We start from the raw sequence: 16,498 nt of genomic DNA, 5'->3' as shown, positions 1-16,498 counted from the left end.
GAATACGGCGCGGGGGATGATGGTGTTGGGTGTGGCGGAAATTTTTGCGGCACATCCGCCCGAGCGACCAAGGCGGATTCCGCGGCGTCCGCAGAGCCACAAGGTCCGAGCATGAGTGAGCGAAGCGAGCACACAATGGACACAGCTACGTTCGCAGTCATGCCGGAGCCGAGCGCCAGCGAGGTGTAGGCATGAGTACGAACTCCGAGAGAACGTCCGATTCCGATGCGGGCCTGGCCCCCGGCGCGGGTTACGGCCACCTGTCGCATGCCGAATTCACCGCGGTAGCGGCCTTCTCTGCGGCCTGGGAATCCACCCGACGCCCGCCTGCGATCGGCGAGTACCTGCCCGACGCGACTACCCTGCGCCGCGAGGCATTGGTCGAGCTGATCCGCGTCGACCTGCGCCATCGCTGGCTGCGGCGTCCGTCGGCGACAGTGGGCGCGGCGCCGGAACCGGCCACACGCAAACGCCTGGTGGATTACTGCGCCGAATTTCCCGAACTCACTCCCGAAGAAATCCCGGCCGGTCTCGTGTATGAGGAGTTCGTCATCCGCAGGCACAGCGGAGCACGGATCGATCCGCGCGACTGCCTGCGCGAATATCCGCATCAGGCGACGGAACTGCGCGCCTTGTTGAATGCCGACGAGATAGACCAGAGCACCCGCCGCGCGGTACTGGAAGATTCCACTCAGACCGCGTTCGCACATACCGACGCCACGCTCGCCGACTCCGGATTGAACCAAACCGTCGCGTCCGCTCGTGGTTCTGAAGTGACCAGAACGACCGCCGCCGATCTGATGGGCACGGCCACCGCCGTTCCCACCACGATCGGGACCGGGCCGGGCGGGAAGAACGCGCTCGACCGCATCGAGATCGGTCAGCAGATCGATGATTTCGATCTGCTGACCGGTTTGGGCAGCGGTGCGTTCGCCCGGGTCTTCCTCGCCCGGCAGCGCTCGCTGCAACGACTGGTCGCGGTCAAGATCTCCGCCGATCACGGCACCGAGCCGCAGACGCTGGCCCAGCTGGACCACGACTACATCGTGCGAGTCTTCGACCAGCGGCTGCTCGATGACGCCGAAGGGCCCGGGCGTCGGCTCCGGCTGCTCTACATGCAGTTCCTGCCCGGTGGCACGCTGCTCAGCGTCCTGCGCCGGCTGCGGGACACCCCACCCGCCCAGCGCAGCGGACAGCTACTGCTCGACGCCGTCGACGCCGCCATGGAGGAGAAGGGTGAGATCCGGCCGACCGACTCCAGCGTGCGGGCCCGGATCGCGTCGCTGAGCTGGCCGGAGACGGTGGCCTGGCTCGGGCGCAGGCTGGCCGAGGCGCTGGACTACGCCTCCTCGCACGGCGTGCTGCACCGCGACGTGAAACCGGCCAACGTGCTGCTCACCGCCGAGGGAGTGCCGAAGCTGGCCGACTTCAACATCAGCTTCAGCCGCAATGTCGAGGGCACCAGCCCGGTCGCCTACTTCGGCGGCTCGCTGGCCTACATGTCGCCGGAACAGCTGGAAGCCTGCCATCCCGGCTTCGACCGCGGCGCCGCCGACCTGGACACCCGTGCCGACATCTATTCGCTCGGCGTCGTGCTCTGGGAGCTGCTCACCGGGGCCAAACCGTTCGACGACAGCACAGCCGGCGCGGGGGGCCACGGCGACGACACCACTTTGGAGGCCATGCTGGAGCGCCGCAGCATCGGCGTGGACGCCGCTGCGCTGGACCGAGTTCCACCCGACTGTCCGGCGGCGCTGCGCCGCGTGCTGCTGACCTGCCTCGCGCCGGAGCGGGGGATGCGCTGGTCCAGCGGCACGGTCCTGGCCAGGCAGCTGGAGATGTGCCAGGACGCGCGCGCACGGGAGCTGGTCGACCCCGCGCCGAACAGCTGGCGGCGGCGGCTGCGCCCGTACTTCGTGCTGATCGCGCTGCTGTCGGTGGCACTGCCGAATGTGCTCGCGTCGCTGTACAACATCCAGCACAACCAGCACCTGATCATCAGCAGAATGACCGAGGACGCCCAGCAGACCTTCCTCATCATCACGAGCGTGGTGAACGCGATCTTCTTCCCGGCCGGCATCGCGCTCGTGCTGTATATGTCCAGATATGTGCTGAAAGTGCCGCGTGGTCTGCGCAAAGGACGACGATACGATCCGGAGACACTGCGGCGAACCAGACGGGACGCGCTGCTGATGGGCGACCGTGCTGTCGCCGTGGCGTTTTCGCTGTGGGTGTTGGCCGGCGCGGTCTTCCCGATCGCGCTACAACTGTCCACCGGGGACATATCGGCACCGGCCGTGGTGCACTTCTTCTCCTCGCTGGTGGTGTGTGGTGCGATCGCGGTCGCCTATCCGTTCTTCCTGCTGACCTTCTACATGGTGCGGTGCATTTATCCCCTGTTCCTCCGGCACGGGGACATCAGCCCCGAGGACGCGGTGTGGCTGCGCGGCCTGGACCGGCGCTGCAACTTGTACCTCGCGGTGGCCGCGTCGGTGCCGCTGCTCGCGGTCGCCGGGGTGACCTTCCTTCCCGCCGCCGACATCCCCTCGGTGATCTTCGCGGTCCGGCTGCTGTGCGTGGGCGGCATCATCGCGTTCGTGGGCACCTATCTGCTGTTCCGTGCGCTGGAGGCGGATCTGCGGGCCCTGGAGCGGGTGGTCGACCCCGAAGCCGGCGCGGAAAGCCCACTCCCTGGCAGGCAGACGCGAGTCGATACGGACGCGGCGGAGACCGTCGGGTGACCTCATCGCGCACGGACGCCGTCGCCCGGTTCGCCGCCGACTGGCAACACAGCCTCTATGCCGATCGGTTGCCGCCGCGGATCTCCGACTATGTGCCCGACGGCACGCAGGTGCGCCTGGCCGTGCTCACCGATCTGGTGCGCGTCGATCTGCGGCGCCGCTGGGAGCGGGAAGGGCTCGGCAAGCGAATCGCCGAGTACCGCAAGGAATTCCCCGAGGTGGACGACAGCCCCGAACTCGCCGACCTCGTGTGTGAGGAGTTCCTGGCGCGCCGCAGGCGCGCGCCGCTGCCGCTGCCGGACTTTCTCGCCGAGTACCCGGAGTTGGCCGACGCGGTCCGTGAACGGCTCGCCGATTTCGCCGCCGGCGACGCGGCGCGGGTCGACGCCGCCGAGTCGAGCGAAGCCGTCGCCGCGCTGGCCGATCTCGCACCCGGCCTGCGGATCGATGACTTCGACCTGCTCACGGACCTGGGCGCCGGCGTGCTCGGTCGTGTCTTCCTCGCCAGACAGCGATCCATGCAACGGCTCGTCGCCGTGCGGTTTTCGGCCGGGCGGTTGGGCGCGCCGCACACGATGGCCCAGCTCGACCACGCCCATATCGTGCGCATCTTCGACCAGCGGCTGCTCAGCGCCGACGCCACACGCGCCCGGACCGTCACAGGTAGCCCCACCCGTGACCAGTCGCCCGCAGTCCTACCCGACCCGGGTGCCGCCATTGCCGAGCGGCGGCCCGACCTCGACACCACTGTCGCCGAGCCTTTCGATCCGGACGCCACGATCGCCGGTCCGCCCGCCAGCTGGGCAGGAATCGGCCCTGCCGACCATGCGCGAGACGCGACCGTCGCCGAGCCGCACGTGCCCGACGGGGATGCCACCATCGCCGAGCCGCGCCCTGATCTCGACGCCACAGTCGCCGAGCCCCTCGGTCCGAAGGCGACCGCCGGCACGCGTGCGGGCCGGGCAGCAATCAGGTCTCCCGACGAGGAAGACGCGACCGTCGCCGAGCCCGGCACTACCGTTACCGAACGACCCAGCGCGGACGGCCGGGCTACCCGGCAAGCCGGTGGCGACGAAGCGACGGACGCCGCCCCGCCCACCAGCAACGACACGAACGTCACCGCACAACCCGGCACCGGCGCCGAAGGCACCGCAGTCCTCGACCACCCCGACGTGACGCTCGTCGACCGATCGATCGACGCCGAGGCCACGCTCGTCACCCCGCCGGACCGCGCCGCCACCGCAGCTCCTGCGCTCAGCTCCCCCGGCGCGGACGCCGAGACGGCCGCGACCGGCGCCCTCCCGCGCCTGGTCTACATGCAGTACCTCCCCGGCGGCACGGCGGTCGGCCTACTCGAGCAACGTCGTCGCGGCCCGGTGGCCGACGGCGGCGCACTGCTGCTGCGCGCGGTGGACAGCGCCATGGAGCTCAAAGGCGAGAGCAGGCCGCCGGATTCGAGCGTGCGGGCCCAGATCGGGCGGCTGAGCTGGCCGGAAACCGTGGCGTGGGTGGGCAGGCGGCTGGCCGACGCGCTGGACTACGCCGCACACCACGGCGTGCTGCACCAGGACATCAAACCGGCGAATGTCCTGTTCACCGCCGAGGGCATACCGAAACTCGCGGATTTCGCCCTCGGCGAGTCCGGCCCGACCGCGACCGCGGCGGCAGAGGCTGTCACGACGGATTCGCTGGCCTACCGCTCGCCCGAGCAGTTGGCGCGCTACCTCGATTCCGACGCGCCCCCACCGGGCGGCAGCGGCGACGTGTACTCCCTCGGTGTCCTGCTGTGGGAGATGCTCACGGGGGCGAGCCCGTTCGATGATCCGCCGATCGCCGAGTCCGGCCCGACCGCGGAAACGTACGCGGGGATGCTCGCGGTGCGCCGCGCGGGCGTCACAGCGGTAGCGCTGTCGCGCCTGCCCGAGGGGACACCGGCCACACTGCGCCGCGTGCTGCTGGAATGCCTGCACGTGGACCCGAACCGCCGCTGGCGCAGCGGCGCGGAACTCGCTGGCCAACTCGACCTGTGCCTCGACACCCGCGCACGCGACCTGGTCGATCCCCCGCCCGGCAGCCTCGCCTACCGAGCCCGCCGCTGGCTGCTTCCGATCGCGGCGTTCTGCATCGGCGTGCCGAATGTGCTGGCCAGCTTGTACAATATCCAGCTGAACCAGACCCTGATCATCGACCGGATGTCGACGGCCGACCAGGAGAAGTTCGCCGCCGTCGGATTGATCAACAATCTGATCGCGTTCCCGGTGGCCGCGCTTCTGCTGTTGTTCCTCACCCGGCGTCCCCTCTCCATCGCGTACCGTCTCGGCCGCGGCGAGTATTCCGCGCGCACGCTCGCGAAGGCGCGTCGCGACACGCTGCTGATGGGTGACTGGGCGGTGTGGGTGCCGTTCGGCTTCTGGTTGGTCGCGGGCATCATCTGGCCGCTGGGGCTGGCATTCTCCGGTGTCGATCTGCCGCCGAAGACCTTCCTGCATTTCTTCGCCGCGCAGGTGGTGTGCGCGGCGATCGCGCTGGCCTATCCGTTCTTCCCGATCATGGTCTACTCGCTGCGCTCGATCTATCCACATTTGCTGGTGCGCGGAGGGATCGGCCCTGACGACGAACGCCAGCTCCGGTCGTTGGCCAACCGCGGCAATTTCTACCTCGGCGTCGCGGCGTCGGTTCCCTTGCTCGGTGTGGCGAGCGCGACCTTCGTCGACCCCGCCGACCTCGGGTTGGTGATCGTTCCGGTGCGCGTGCTGAGCGTGGGTGGCATCCTGGCGTTCGTGCTCACCTACCGGTTGTTCCGGCTGCTCGAGGCCGATCTGCTCGCTGTCGCCAGGGCGATTCCGCAGCGGACTCGATGACCGCGCCGCGGCCGCTGGGGCGGTTGGTGAGTCTGTCGCACGTGCACGATCCGGCCACCACGCCGCTGTACCCGGGCGATCCGGAATTCCGCACCGACATCGTGGCCACGATCGCGAACGACGGCTACCACCTGCGTTACATCCAGCAGGGCGAACACACCGGGACCCACTGGGGCGCGCCGATCCACTTCCACACCGACGGCCTCGCCGCGGACGAGCTGGATCTGGACGACCTGCTGCTGCCCGCGGTGAAGATCGACCTCAGGCAGCGGTGCGCGAACGATCGCGATTACGCGATCTCGGTCGACGACCTGCGGCACTGGGAGACCGAGCACGGCCGGATCCCGGACGGCGCCGCGGTGCTCGCCTGGACCGGCTGGGACGCCAAATGGGGTACGCCGGAGTTCATCGGCAGCGGGGAATCGACCGGCCACCAACCGGGTTTCGCGGTGGAGACGGTGGAATGGCTGTTGCGCACCGGCAGGCTCGGCCGCCGCGGCGCGCTCGGCACCGACACGTTCGGACCGGACGTGGGCACCGATGACACCTATGCGGTGTCGAAGCTGCTCTACGGCGAGCGCCGGATCAGCTTGGAATGTCTGGCGAACCTCGCCCAACTGCCCGTCTCAGGGGCATGGGTTCTGGTGGGTGGTGCGCTCTATCGCGGCGGATCCGGTTCCCCCGCAACTATTTTCGGCATCCTGCCGAGATAGGGTCAGCCCCCGTAGACCTTCGGGTCCAGGGTGCCGATGTAGGGCAGGTCACGGTAGCGCTCGGCGTAGTCGAGACCGTAGCCGACGACGAATTCATTCGGGATGTCGAAGCCGACGTGCGCGACGTCCACGTGCGTGCGTAGCGCGTCGGGCTTGCGTAGCAAGGTGACCACCTCGAGCGAAGCAGGATTGCGAGTGGACAGGTTGCGCTTGAGCCAGGACAGGGTGAGTCCGGAGTCGATGATGTCCTCGACGATCAGGACGTTGCGGCCGGCGATGTCCTTGTCCAGGTCCTTCATGATGCGCACCACGCCGGAAGACGAGGTGGACGACCCGTAGGACGAGACGGCCATGAACTCCATCTGGGTCGGGATAGGCAGCGCTTTGGCCAGGTCGGTCATGAAGAAGATCGCACCCTTGAGTACGCCGACCAGCAGCAGATCGCCCTCGGGCGCACCGGCGGGATAGCGCTTGGCGATGAGTTCGGCCAGCTCCTGGGTCTTTGCGGCGATCTGTTCGGCGGTGATCAGCACCGACGCAATGTCGTCCCCGTACACGTCAGCTGGATTCCCTTCCGTGGTGGTGAGCCCGTTGCGCCGGTGGAGTCTGCGTCATCGCCTCCGATGCTCATCCTCGCCCAGCCGCAGTGTCAGCCTGCCATGTTCGCGCCCGGCGACCAACCTGCTCCCGGGCCTTCCTCCGCCGACCGCGACACCGCCCTGTCCACGCCAAGCGGTCACCAACTCGTCGACAGCCTGTAAATGCTTGTTGGTCAGGGCTTTCGCACCGTTGGCCAGCAGCCATGCCCGAATCGCCCGTTTACGCAAGGCCGCGGGCGCAGTGGCGAGGGTCTCGATCACGAGCGCCTGCCCATCACTCGCGGTGTGCAGAAGTTCAGCGGCGAGCGCGTCCAGCACCGCGCCGTCTTCGCGCAGCTGCTCTGCGGTGCGGGCCAGCGCCAGGGCCACCCCGCCGCCGAGGATCTGTTCCAGCAGCGGCAAGACCTCGGTGCGCAGGCGAACCCTGGTGAACTCCGGCGCCACGTTGTGCGGGTCGTCGTGCGGCGTCACACCCAGGTCGGCGCACAGCTGCCGGGTCGTCTCCCGGCGCACCTCGAGCAGCGGCCGGCCCCACGGCTCGGCACACGCGGCCATCCCCTGGATCGAACGCCCACCCGATCCGCGCGCGAGCCCGAGCAACACCGTTTCCGCTTGGTCGTCGAGCGTGTGACCGAGCAGCACCGGCAGCCCGTTGCGCGCCGCGTCCAGCGCGGCGTACCGAGCCCGGCGCGCCGCCGCCTCCACCCCTCCCTCGGTGCCGACCTCGACCGCGAGCACCCGCGCGGACCGGCAGCCGAGCGCGAGCGCCTGTGCCGCCGCCTCGGCGGCGACCGCGCCGGATCCGGGCTGCAATCGGTGATCGACCACCAGCGCGTCGACCGCGTTCGTCTCGACCACCGCCGCGGCGGTGAGGGCCAGCGAATCCGCGCCGCCGGACAACGCCACCGCGACCGCCTGCTCGGTCTCGCTCGACCCGAAACGGGTCAGCCAATCCCGCACCGCCCGGCGGACGGCGAGCACGGCCGCGGTCTCGGGCAGACGTCGAGCGCTCGCGGCGCCGGGCGCGGACGACCGCGCGGAACCCGTTGACCCGGCCTCCGATCCGAAGCGCCCGGGTGTCGTTCCTGGCGCACGCCCCATGCGCGCAGCCTACCTACTGTCGTCACTCGACGGCTCCGGCGCGGCGAACCCGTCGAAAGCTCCCTCGCCGACCCAGTCGGACCGCCCGGTCCGCTGGCAATCGCCGACATCCGTGATCGCCCTGCCGCGCCGGTCAGCGCGCCCGTAGGCGGCAGCGGGAAGCCACGCAGGGTGGGCAGTGCGCAGGAGCGCGCCGGCTCAGCCCAGCACCCGCTCGATCCAGCGGTGCGGGTTCTCGATCTCGTCGGTGCGGGGAAGGGCGTCCGCCTCGGTCCATACGGTGTTGAACCGCGCCATCCCGACGCTGCCGACCACCTCGTCCACGAACTTCTTGCCGCGCACGTACTGCGCGACCTTGGCGTCCACGCCGAGCAGAGCGCGCAGCAGGCGTTGCAGCGGGTTGGTGGGACGCCTGCGGCGCTGGTCGAAGGCGGTGCGGATCTGTTCGACCGACGGAACGACGGCGGGACCGACCGCGTCCATGACGTGATCGGCGTGCCCCTCCAGCAGGGTGCCGAGCATGAGCAGGCGGTCCAGCGCCTCGCGCTGCGGTGGCGCCTGGGTGGCGCGCAGCAGGCCGACCACCCCCCGCGCGGCCGGATCCTCGGAGACCGCGCCGCGACGGCGTTCACGCAGCTCCTCGACCAGCCGGGAGAGCATGTCGGCCAGCGGCTCGTCGCCGACCTCGCCGAGTACCTCGACATTGCTGCGCATGTACTCGGCGAGCCAGGGCGCGGAGGAGAACTGCACCCGATGCGTCACCTCGTGCAGGCAGACCCAGAGGCGAAAGTCGCTCGGCGACACCCCGAGCGCGCGCTCCACCGCCACGATGTTCGGCGCGACCAGCAACAAGGTGCCGTCCGGTCCGGTGAACGGGTCGTACTGGCCGAGGATCGCGGTGGACAGGAACGCGAGCATCGCGCCCGCCTGCACGCCCGCGGGCTTGCCCGCGAGCAGCTTGCCTCCGGCGGGCGCACCACCGGTGCCGGTGAGTTGGGCCATGGAGTCGGCGGCGGCCACGATCCAGCCCGGCCGGTCGACGATCCTGGCGGTGGGCACCGGACGGTCGTCCAGCAATCCGCTCACCTCACGGACCGGCGCTTCGGCGCGTTCGGACGCGTCGGCCAGCTCGGCGACGACCTGCTCGGCCGAGTAACGCGACGTGCGCGGCCCCGAGGGCACCAGGGCAGCGCCGGTTCTCGCGGCCAGGCGCCAATCGACCACGCCGGACAGACCCGTGCGCCCCTTCCGCCGCTCGACCGCGCCCACGGGGCGGGAACCGGCTGGGTCGGAATCTTGTTGGGTCATCGTCAACCACCCGTCACGAGCATCCACAATTTCGCAGCGTGCCTGCGATCGCGTCCAACGCGGGCCTGCTCGCCTCCGGCGGTCGATCGTTCGACATCAGAGCGAAGGTCAGCACCCGCCCATCGGCGTCCAGCACATACCCGACCAACGCGCTGGACACCGACAGAGTTCCGGTCTTGGCCCGCACCCAGCCGGCACCCTGCCGGTCCCGGGTGACGTAGCGGCTGGTCAACGAGCCGGTGGCGCCGGCGACCGGCAGATTGTCGAGCATCGGCGCCAAGGTCGCCGCGAGCTGGTCGTTCTCCGGCTTCGCCTTGGTGCCCGCCGGTTGCACCAGCGCGGCTCCGGTGGGCTTGGCCGCGGTCGCCACGACCCGGTCGAGCAATCGGGCGGGGATACGGTCGTCGACCGAAAGCCCGCTGCTGTCGTGCATCTCGAGGCCGGCCAGGTCGAAACCGGCCGTCCTCAGCGCCGCGCGCACCGCGCCGACCCCGCCGTTGAAGGAGGCCTCGCCGCCGGTCGCCGTCGCGATCTCCCGTCCGATCGCCTCGGCGAGCACGTTGTCGGAGTAGACCATCATGTCGCGCAGCCGATCGCGCAGCGGCGCCGACCGCACACCGGCGATCTCGGCCGCGCCCGGCGGCGCGACGCCCACCCGGACGAGGGCGGGGTCCAGCCCGAGGTCGGCGGCCAGGCGCCGCCCGGCGTCCAGTGCGGGCGTTGCGGTTCGCGGCGAGTACTCGACGAGCGGTTGCAGGCGGCCGCCGTCGATCATCACCGACTCGATGGGCGCGATCGACCCCTCGGGGATGTCGATCGGGTCCCAGCCCCGCGCCATGGTCGGACCCGCGTAGGCGGAGGTGTCGACGAGGATCGTGTCCACCGGCTGGCCCGCGGCCCTGACCTGCGCGACCAGGTCGGACAGCCGCGGCCCGTTCGGGTAGTAGCCTTTGCCGTCCGGCTGCGCGGTGAGCGTCGGATCGCCGCCGCCGACCAGCACCAGTTCGTTCGGCGTCGAACCGGCGACCACCCTGGTGGTCACCCGATGCTCGGCAGGCAGCGTGAGCAGGGCGGCCGCCGTGGTGAGGATCTTGGCGGTGGACGAGGGGATCATCGGCTTGCTAGCGTCGCCGCTCCACAGCACTACCGCGCTGTCGGCGTCGGTCACCTGGCCGGCGAACGCGCCGAGATCCGGATTGCCGATCACCGGGGCCAGCGCCGTGGCGATTCCGGCGGGACTCGGCGCGGGTGCGTTCGAGCGTGCCGGGCTGACCTGCGGCGACGGCTCGACCGGGGCGGGCGGGGCGGCGATGGTCAGCCTGCCGTGCCGGAACTCGTCGGTCCACGGCCGCACCGCGACCAGCGCGACGACAACGACCCCGAGCAACACGCCCAGCGTGACCGAGATCCCAATCGCTCTGTTGCGGCGTCGCCGGGCAGCCAGGCCACCGATGTTCTCATTGCCACCAAACACGTCGCCGCCGCTCTCCTGACCGATTCCCGCAGCAGCCGCCTGCCGCACCCATCTCCCCGCCGACCACACTATCCTCGTTTCGCAACCGTTCCCCCGAACAACCTGGCGAGTCGGCACACTCCGCAGCGGCCGAGTCGGCAGTCGCCGAAAAGAAGCCGAGCCGGCGGGCTCGGCACCGATGCAGTGAAGGAGATGGCGTGGAGTTCGACGTCACCATCGAGATCCCCAAGGGTTCCCGGAACAAGTACGAGGTCGATCACGAAACCGGCCGGGTCCGGCTCGACCGGTTCCTGTACACGTCCATGGTCTATCCCGCCGACTACGGCTACATCGAGGGCACCCTCGGCGAGGACGGTGACCCGCTGGACGCGCTGATCCTGCTGCCCGACTCGGTGTTCCCCGGCGTGATCGTCGAGGCCCGGCCGGTCGCGATGTACAAGATGGTCGACGAGGCGGGCGGCGACGACAAGGTCCTGTGCGTGCCGGCAGGCGACCCGCGCTGGGACCACATCCAGGATCTGAAGGACGTCCCGGAGTTCGAGCTGGCCGCGATCAAGCACTTCTTCGAGCGCTACAAGGACCTGGAGCCCGGCAAGTACGTCAAGGGGTCGGAGTGGGTCGGCCGCGCCGAGGCCGAAGCCGAGGTCGAGGCGTCCATCCAGCGCCTGAAGGAGCAGGGCTCGCACTGATGTGCTGTGTCTAATTTGCAGCGCCTGCGGCGCTGCGTGTTCGCGGCCCCTTTGTGGCTCGTGTCCGAGCGACCGCCGCTGGCGACTTCGTCGCGGACGCGGCGGCCGCTCGGACACGAGCCGGGCCACGAACGGGCAACGCTCAGTCTCGCTTCGCTCGAAACCGGGAGTGGGGCCGAGTGGTCACGCGGCGCAAAGACCGCAGCAGCTTGATGTTCACCGACCCTCGGTAGCTGTGGACCAGGCAACTGCCGCTGGCGACTTCGTCGCGGACGCGGCGGCCGCTCGGACACGAGCCGGGCCACGAACGGGCAATGCTCGGTCTCGCTTCGCTCGAAACCGGGGGTAGTGCCGTGTGGTTACGAGGAGCTGTACCCCAAGGCACCCGGGGCTTCGCCGTGCTCGGATGGGTCGGAAAAGGTGAAAAGGGGCACCCGGATACCGGATGCCCCTTCTCGGTGACAGGTGGCTCAGTGACGTCGCAAACGTTATGGGCAATCGTCGCCGCACACAGCCACCCCTAGGGTGACGGTAGGGCAACCCTGGGGCAAATCACCTTGCCTACCCGCCGCATCACGGGGCCGCCGCACTCACTTGCCGCGGAACTCGGGCGCGCGCTTCTCGAAGACGGCCTTGATCGCCTCGGTGAGATCCTCGGAGGGCAGGAACGCGGCATTCCACGCGGAGACGTAGCGCAGGCCAGCGGCGACCTCGTCCTTGCGCCGCTGATCCAGCACATCTTTGACACCCTGCACGACCAGCGGCGGGTTCGCGGCGATCTCGCGCGCGGTGGCGTGCGCCGCGTCCAGCACCGCCTCCTGATCCGGGAAGACCTCGTTGACCAGGCCGATCTTCTCCGCACGCGCGGCATCGATGTCCTTGCCGGTGTAGGCGAGCTCCCGCAGGTGTCCCTCGCCGATGATGCCGGGCAGCCGGTGCAGCGACCCGATGTCGGCGACTATCGCGACCTTGGCCTCACGCAGGCTGAACTTCGCCTCCGCGCTCGCGTAGCGGATATCGGCGGCCGCGATCAGGTCCAGCCCACCACCGATGCACCACCCGGACACGGCGGCGATCACCGGCTTACGGCAGTCCGCCACCGCGGTGACCGAAGCCTGCATCTTGCGCACCTCGGTGAGGAATTCGGTGCGCGGCGCGGCCATGGCCCGCTCGGCCAGCAGCGGGCCGAATGTGCCGCTCATCGCGGGGAGGTCGAGACCGTAGGAGAAGTGCTTTCCCGAACCGGTCAGCACGATCGCGCGGACCTCGGGGTCGGCGTCCAGCGCCTGGAAGATTTCGGGCAGCTCGCGCCAGAAATCCGGGCCCATCGCATTGCCCTTGCCTGGACCGGTCAGCGTCACCTGCGCGACGTTGTCCTCAGTTTCGACGGTGAAAGCCTGCCAATCTGTCATTTGTACAGCGTATCGAGACAATGCGAGACCGAAACCCCGGGCCGCGACATCGCGGCAGGCAGGACACACCGCGCAAACCTCGCGGCGTGTAAATCCTGTGCAAATTAGCAGCGACGCACTGGTTCCCGGTTCCGGGTAAGCCGGATCATGGTCGAGTCAGCAAACCTCGGTCATCGGGTTCGGAGGAGATCATGCTGATGCATCGCGGAATCGGTCTGGACCGGTTCAACGAAATGTCGCGTGGCCACGCGATTCACGCCCTGTACGAATGCTGCTGCAACGTCACGTGGGCAGCGAAGCTGACCGCCGCTCGCCCCTATCCCGACCAGGAGGCGCTGCTCACCAAGGCGGATGTCGAACTGCTCGCCCTCTCCCAGCGGGATATCGACCGCGCCTTCGAAGCGCTTGTGCACGAGCAGGTCTCGTCCCGCGACCTGACCCAGCTCGCTCGGATCACCCGGGCGCGGATCTCCGCGATGCTCGGCCCGCGCGAGGGATACCCGGAATACTGAGACAGCAGCGCGACTCGCCCGGCGTACCGCCCGCAATCGCTCTACCCTGGTGGGATGCGCAGGTCGTCATTGCCACCGGTCGCCTGCCGGGTCGCCGACACCCTCATCGCCCGAGGCCACCACGGCCTGATCATGGCCCAGCCGGAGCCGACGCACACCGCCGCGGACGCCGCCGAAGCACTGGGCGTCGACGTGGGCGCGATCACGAAATCGCTGGTGTTCCTGCTCGACGACGACCCGGTGCTGCTGCTGGTCTCCGGCGCGCATCAGGTCGACCTGGCGAACACCGGCGCGCGCCTGGAGGGAACGCTGACCCGCGCCCCCGCCAAGTTGGTGCGCGAAGTGACCGGCCAGCCGATCGGCGGTATCGCACCGGTCGGCCATCCGACCAACCTGCCGACCTGGGTGGACAACGCGCTGTCGCGGCATCGCGAGCTCTGGGCCGCGGGAGGGCACCCGAACACTATTTTCCGCACGTCGTTCCCGGAGCTGCTGCGGATCACCGCCGGCCTTCCGATCGACGTGGATTGACTCGCTGAGCAGCCTGGACACCACGCGCTCCGCACCGGCTCGGCCGCCGAGCGTAGTTTCGTCCTGTGACCGAAGCACCACGGCCCGAGACGGAAATCGCCATACCCGATGATCTGAGCGGCATCACCGCCGAGCAATATCGCGCCTCCATGCGCCACTATCCCGCGGGCGTCACCGTCGTCACGCTCAGTTCGCCGCAAGGGCCGGTCGGCTTCACCGCCACCTCTTTCGCGTCGCTGTCCCTGGACCCGCCGCTGGTCTCGTTCAACATCGCGCACACGTCCTCCAGCCTGGCGGCCATGCTGGACGCGGAATCCGCGGTCATCCATTTCCTCGGCGAACACCAGCAGCACCTGGCCCATCGGTTCTCGCGAACCGCCGAGGAGCGATTCACCGACCGCTCCTTGTGGACCACCTTGGACACCGGCGAGCCTGTCCTGCACGGCACCCCGATCTGGCTTCGCATAACCGTGCACCAGCTCATCCCCCTCGGCGACCACACCCTCGTCGTCGGCCTGGTCACCCGGGTCCACGACAGCACCGACGAAAAGCCCGCCGCGGCCCCGCTCCTCTACTACAACGGCCGCTATTACCGCCCGACCTCGCTGGGCGACTGAACGAATGCGCGGCTACGCCATGCCATACCGGCCACGATGCGGAGCTGCTGTTTCGAAGGACTGCGGCTAGGGCTAGCCGATCAGGCAGGGAGCCGCGCCGGTGGGGGCGGTCGAGGTGAACGGGCGAGTTTCGGGCGTGGGGTTCCACAGGCCGTTGGTGGCGGCGTAGTCCCAGGTGGGGCCGGTGCGCACGAGGGTGGACACGGCCTCGATCAGGCGGTCCACGTCGGCGGATGTGGTGCCGAGGCCGATGCTGGCGCGCAGGGCCCCGTCCAGGCCGAGGCGGGCGAGCAGCGGGTGGGCGCAGAAGCGGCCGTCGCGCACGCCGATGCCGTGTTCGGCGGAGAGATAGGCAGCGACATGGCCGGGAGCGAATCCATCGAGCGCGAAGGCGACGATACCCACCGAGTCGGTGCTGTCGGACCAGATACGCAGCAGACGCACGCCGGGGATCACGGCGAGGCCGTGGCGGAGGTGGTCGGCGAGCCGGTGTTCGTGGGCGGCAAGGGTTTCGGCGTTGATGGCACAGAGCGTGTCACAAGCGGCGGCCAGCGCGGCGGCGCCGAGCACGTTCGGCGACCCGGCCTCGTGCCGCTGCGGGGCGTTTGCCCACTCGGCCCCGGTGGTGGTGACCTCACGAACGGCACCGCCACCGGACAGATAGGGCTGTGCCGCATCGAGCCAATCGCGCTTGCCCACGAGCACACCCGCGCCGAACGGCGCGTACAGCTTGTGCCCGGAGCACGCCAGGTAGTCGATTCCGGTGTCCCGCAGGCTGATCCGACGGTGCGGCGCCAGCTGGGCCGCGTCCACCAGGATCCGGGCGCCGCACTGGTGCGCGATGGTGGCCAGCCGTTCCAGTGGCAGCACCTCGCCGGTCACGTTCGACGCGCCGGTCACCGCGAGCAACGCGGCGGGCTTGCTGCACAATTCGGCGACCAGCCTGCCGACGGTCTCCTCGACGGTGTCGGCCGCCTGCACGACGCGGCGGCCCTGCCTGGTCCAGGGCAGGAAGTTGGCGTGGTGCTCGATGTCGAGCACCACCGTGTCGCCGGGCACGCAGGACGCGAGCAGGTTCAGCGAGTCGGTGGTGTTGCGGGTGAACACCACCACCTGATCGTCGGCGGCGTCGAGGAACTTGGCCACCGACCCGCGGGCGGCCTCGTAGCACTCGGTGGAGATCCGCGAGGCGTAGCCCGCGCCGCGGTGCACACTCGCGTAGAACGGCAGCAGCTGCTGCACGCGGTCGGTGACCTGCGCCAACGCCGGCGCGCTCGCCGCATAGTCGAAATTGGCGTAGGTCGCTGTTCCGCCCTGCACGAGCGGCACCCGCAGTTCGTCACCGGAGACCCGGGCGAGTGGGGCACAGGCGTTGTCGACAGCAGCAGTCATCACGAGAATCCCGTCGGCTCGAGGACCCGCGATCGCATGATTCGTCGAGTCCGCGCTTGCCGCGCCCGGTCGGGCGTCGGCCTGGTCGTCACCCGGAGCACCCCACCGCGGAGGAGGGTTGCCGACCAGCAAGCCGGGGCTTAGCACTGGCACTCATGACCTGAGCCGAGATTGGCAGAAGCGCCCCGGCGCTGTCAACCACGTCCCAACCCGAGCCCACACACACCGATCGGGACATAACCACCACACGCGAGTCTTTACAAGCACCCCGATGACAACTCGCGAGCCGCACGCGCAGCCGAGCGAACACGCAGAACAGATACAGCGAGCGGAATCACATCCAGCAAATCAGCGAACTTTCGGCAAACTCTACGCGCTCCCCGCCGACCAGCGGCTGCCGGGGTTCGTACCGCGAAAATCGTCCCGACCTGCAACAACGCCCACAGCGCCAGGCGATCCGGTATCCAGTCGGGTGAACAACAAATGACGACGACCCCGGGTAACGTGGACGATTGGCCATCATGGCGTTTGCCCTTTGGTAACCCAGC

General features: G+C 69.4%; 13 protein-coding genes and 1 riboswitch. Of the genes, 7 read left to right on the top strand and 6 right to left on the bottom strand.

The window, feature by feature from the left end; all coding sequences use genetic code 11:
* Positions 1–191 precede the first annotated feature (191 nt).
* Genes OHA40_RS17885 through OHA40_RS17875 form a run of 3 tightly spaced genes read left to right on the top strand, consistent with a single transcriptional unit; the run spans position 192 to position 6,315 of the window.
* Complete coding sequence (locus OHA40_RS17885) at positions 192–2,741, top strand: serine/threonine-protein kinase (RefSeq protein ID WP_330228077.1); 2,550 nt, start codon at positions 192–194, stop codon at positions 2,739–2,741.
* Positions 2,738–5,602, top strand: a complete 2,865-nt coding sequence (locus tag OHA40_RS17880) for a protein kinase domain-containing protein (protein ID WP_330228076.1) — start codon at positions 2,738–2,740, stop codon at positions 5,600–5,602. Before OHA40_RS17885 ends, OHA40_RS17880 begins: the two co-directional genes overlap by 4 nt.
* Positions 5,599–6,315, top strand: a complete 717-nt coding sequence (locus tag OHA40_RS17875) for a cyclase family protein (protein WP_330228075.1) — start codon at positions 5,599–5,601, stop codon at positions 6,313–6,315. The genes OHA40_RS17880 and OHA40_RS17875 overlap by 4 nt, the downstream gene beginning before the upstream one ends.
* Positions 6,316–6,317: 2 nt before the next feature.
* Here the strand turns inward: OHA40_RS17875 and hpt are convergent, their stop codons facing one another.
* The 4 genes from hpt to dacB all read right to left on the bottom strand — a co-directional run bounded on the left by hpt (position 6,318) and on the right by dacB (position 10,797).
* Positions 6,318–6,872 carry a hypoxanthine phosphoribosyltransferase gene (gene hpt / locus OHA40_RS17870; protein WP_330228074.1) on the bottom strand — a complete coding sequence of 185 codons (555 nt, stop codon included), beginning with the start codon at positions 6,870–6,872 and terminating at the stop codon, positions 6,318–6,320.
* A gap of 54 nt (positions 6,873–6,926) precedes the next feature.
* On the bottom strand, positions 6,927–8,015 hold the full coding sequence (gene tilS / locus OHA40_RS17865) for a tRNA lysidine(34) synthetase TilS (protein WP_330228073.1): 1,089 nt from the start codon (positions 8,013–8,015) through the stop codon (positions 6,927–6,929).
* A 198-nt stretch (positions 8,016–8,213) separates the two neighbouring features.
* Entirely contained in the window at positions 8,214–9,323 is a 1,110-nt protein-coding gene (locus tag OHA40_RS17860; protein WP_330228072.1) for a zinc-dependent metalloprotease, read from the bottom strand.
* A gap of 13 nt (positions 9,324–9,336) precedes the next feature.
* Positions 9,337–10,797, bottom strand: coding sequence for a D-alanyl-D-alanine carboxypeptidase/D-alanyl-D-alanine endopeptidase (gene dacB / locus OHA40_RS17855; RefSeq protein WP_442943744.1), 1,461 nt, complete (start codon positions 10,795–10,797; stop codon positions 9,337–9,339).
* A gap of 197 nt (positions 10,798–10,994) precedes the next feature.
* On the opposite strand from dacB, the gene OHA40_RS17850 reads away from it, so the two are divergent.
* On the top strand, positions 10,995–11,486 hold the full coding sequence (locus OHA40_RS17850) for an inorganic diphosphatase (protein ID WP_330228071.1): 492 nt from the start codon (positions 10,995–10,997) through the stop codon (positions 11,484–11,486).
* A gap of 590 nt (positions 11,487–12,076) precedes the next feature.
* Here the strand turns inward: OHA40_RS17850 and OHA40_RS17845 are convergent.
* Positions 12,077–12,898: a crotonase/enoyl-CoA hydratase family protein gene (locus tag OHA40_RS17845; protein WP_330228070.1), complete on the bottom strand. Its 822-nt coding sequence runs from the start codon at positions 12,896–12,898 to the stop codon at positions 12,077–12,079.
* A 197-nt stretch (positions 12,899–13,095) separates the two neighbouring features.
* Here OHA40_RS17845 and OHA40_RS17840 point away from each other — a divergent pair, with 197 nt between their 5' ends.
* From OHA40_RS17840 to OHA40_RS17830, 3 genes are all read left to right on the top strand, one after another.
* Positions 13,096–13,410: a 2-oxo-4-hydroxy-4-carboxy-5-ureidoimidazoline decarboxylase gene (locus OHA40_RS17840; RefSeq protein ID WP_330228069.1), complete on the top strand. Its 315-nt coding sequence runs from the start codon at positions 13,096–13,098 to the stop codon at positions 13,408–13,410.
* 54 nt (positions 13,411–13,464) lie between these two features.
* Entirely contained in the window at positions 13,465–13,941 is a 477-nt protein-coding gene (locus OHA40_RS17835; RefSeq protein WP_330228068.1) for a YbaK/EbsC family protein, read from the top strand.
* A gap of 65 nt (positions 13,942–14,006) precedes the next feature.
* A complete protein-coding gene (locus tag OHA40_RS17830) occupies positions 14,007–14,558 on the top strand; it encodes a flavin reductase family protein (RefSeq protein ID WP_330228067.1) in 552 nt (183 codons plus the stop codon).
* Positions 14,559–14,630: 72 nt separating this feature from the next.
* Here the strand turns inward: OHA40_RS17830 and OHA40_RS17825 are convergent, their stop codons facing one another.
* The gene (locus OHA40_RS17825; protein WP_330228066.1) at positions 14,631–15,950 is read right to left on the bottom strand and encodes an aminotransferase class V-fold PLP-dependent enzyme; all 1,320 of its coding nucleotides are present in this window, start codon (positions 15,948–15,950) and stop codon (positions 14,631–14,633) included.
* Positions 15,951–15,997: 47 nt separating this feature from the next.
* Positions 15,998–16,111: riboswitch (SAM riboswitch) on the bottom strand.
* Positions 16,112–16,498: the final 387 nt, after the last annotated feature.

This window comes from Nocardia sp. NBC_00508, from assembly GCF_036346875.1.
Taxonomy (GTDB): Bacteria; Actinomycetota; Actinomycetes; order Mycobacteriales; family Mycobacteriaceae; genus Nocardia.
This window is presented reverse-complemented; position numbering and strand designations above follow the sequence as displayed.

Excerpts from the sequence above, each read along its gene's own strand:
- OHA40_RS17885 (WP_330228077.1), top strand. The coding sequence starts at position 192 with ATGAGTACGAACTCCGAGAGAACGTCCGATTCCGATGCGGGCCTGGCC.
- OHA40_RS17875 (WP_330228075.1), top strand. The coding sequence starts at position 5,599 with ATGACCGCGCCGCGGCCGCTGGGGCGGTTGGTGAGTCTGTCGCACGTG.
- tilS (WP_330228073.1), bottom strand. The coding sequence starts at position 8,015 with ATGGGGCGTGCGCCAGGAACGACACCCGGGCGCTTCGGATCGGAGGCC.
- OHA40_RS17860 (WP_330228072.1), bottom strand. The coding sequence starts at position 9,323 with ATGACCCAACAAGATTCCGACCCAGCCGGTTCCCGCCCCGTGGGCGCG.
- OHA40_RS17845 (WP_330228070.1), bottom strand. The coding sequence starts at position 12,898 with ATGACAGATTGGCAGGCTTTCACCGTCGAAACTGAGGACAACGTCGCG.
- OHA40_RS17840 (WP_330228069.1), top strand. The coding sequence starts at position 13,096 with ATGCATCGCGGAATCGGTCTGGACCGGTTCAACGAAATGTCGCGTGGC.
- OHA40_RS17835 (WP_330228068.1), top strand. The coding sequence starts at position 13,465 with ATGCGCAGGTCGTCATTGCCACCGGTCGCCTGCCGGGTCGCCGACACC.
- OHA40_RS17825 (WP_330228066.1), bottom strand. The coding sequence starts at position 15,950 with ATGACTGCTGCTGTCGACAACGCCTGTGCCCCACTCGCCCGGGTCTCC.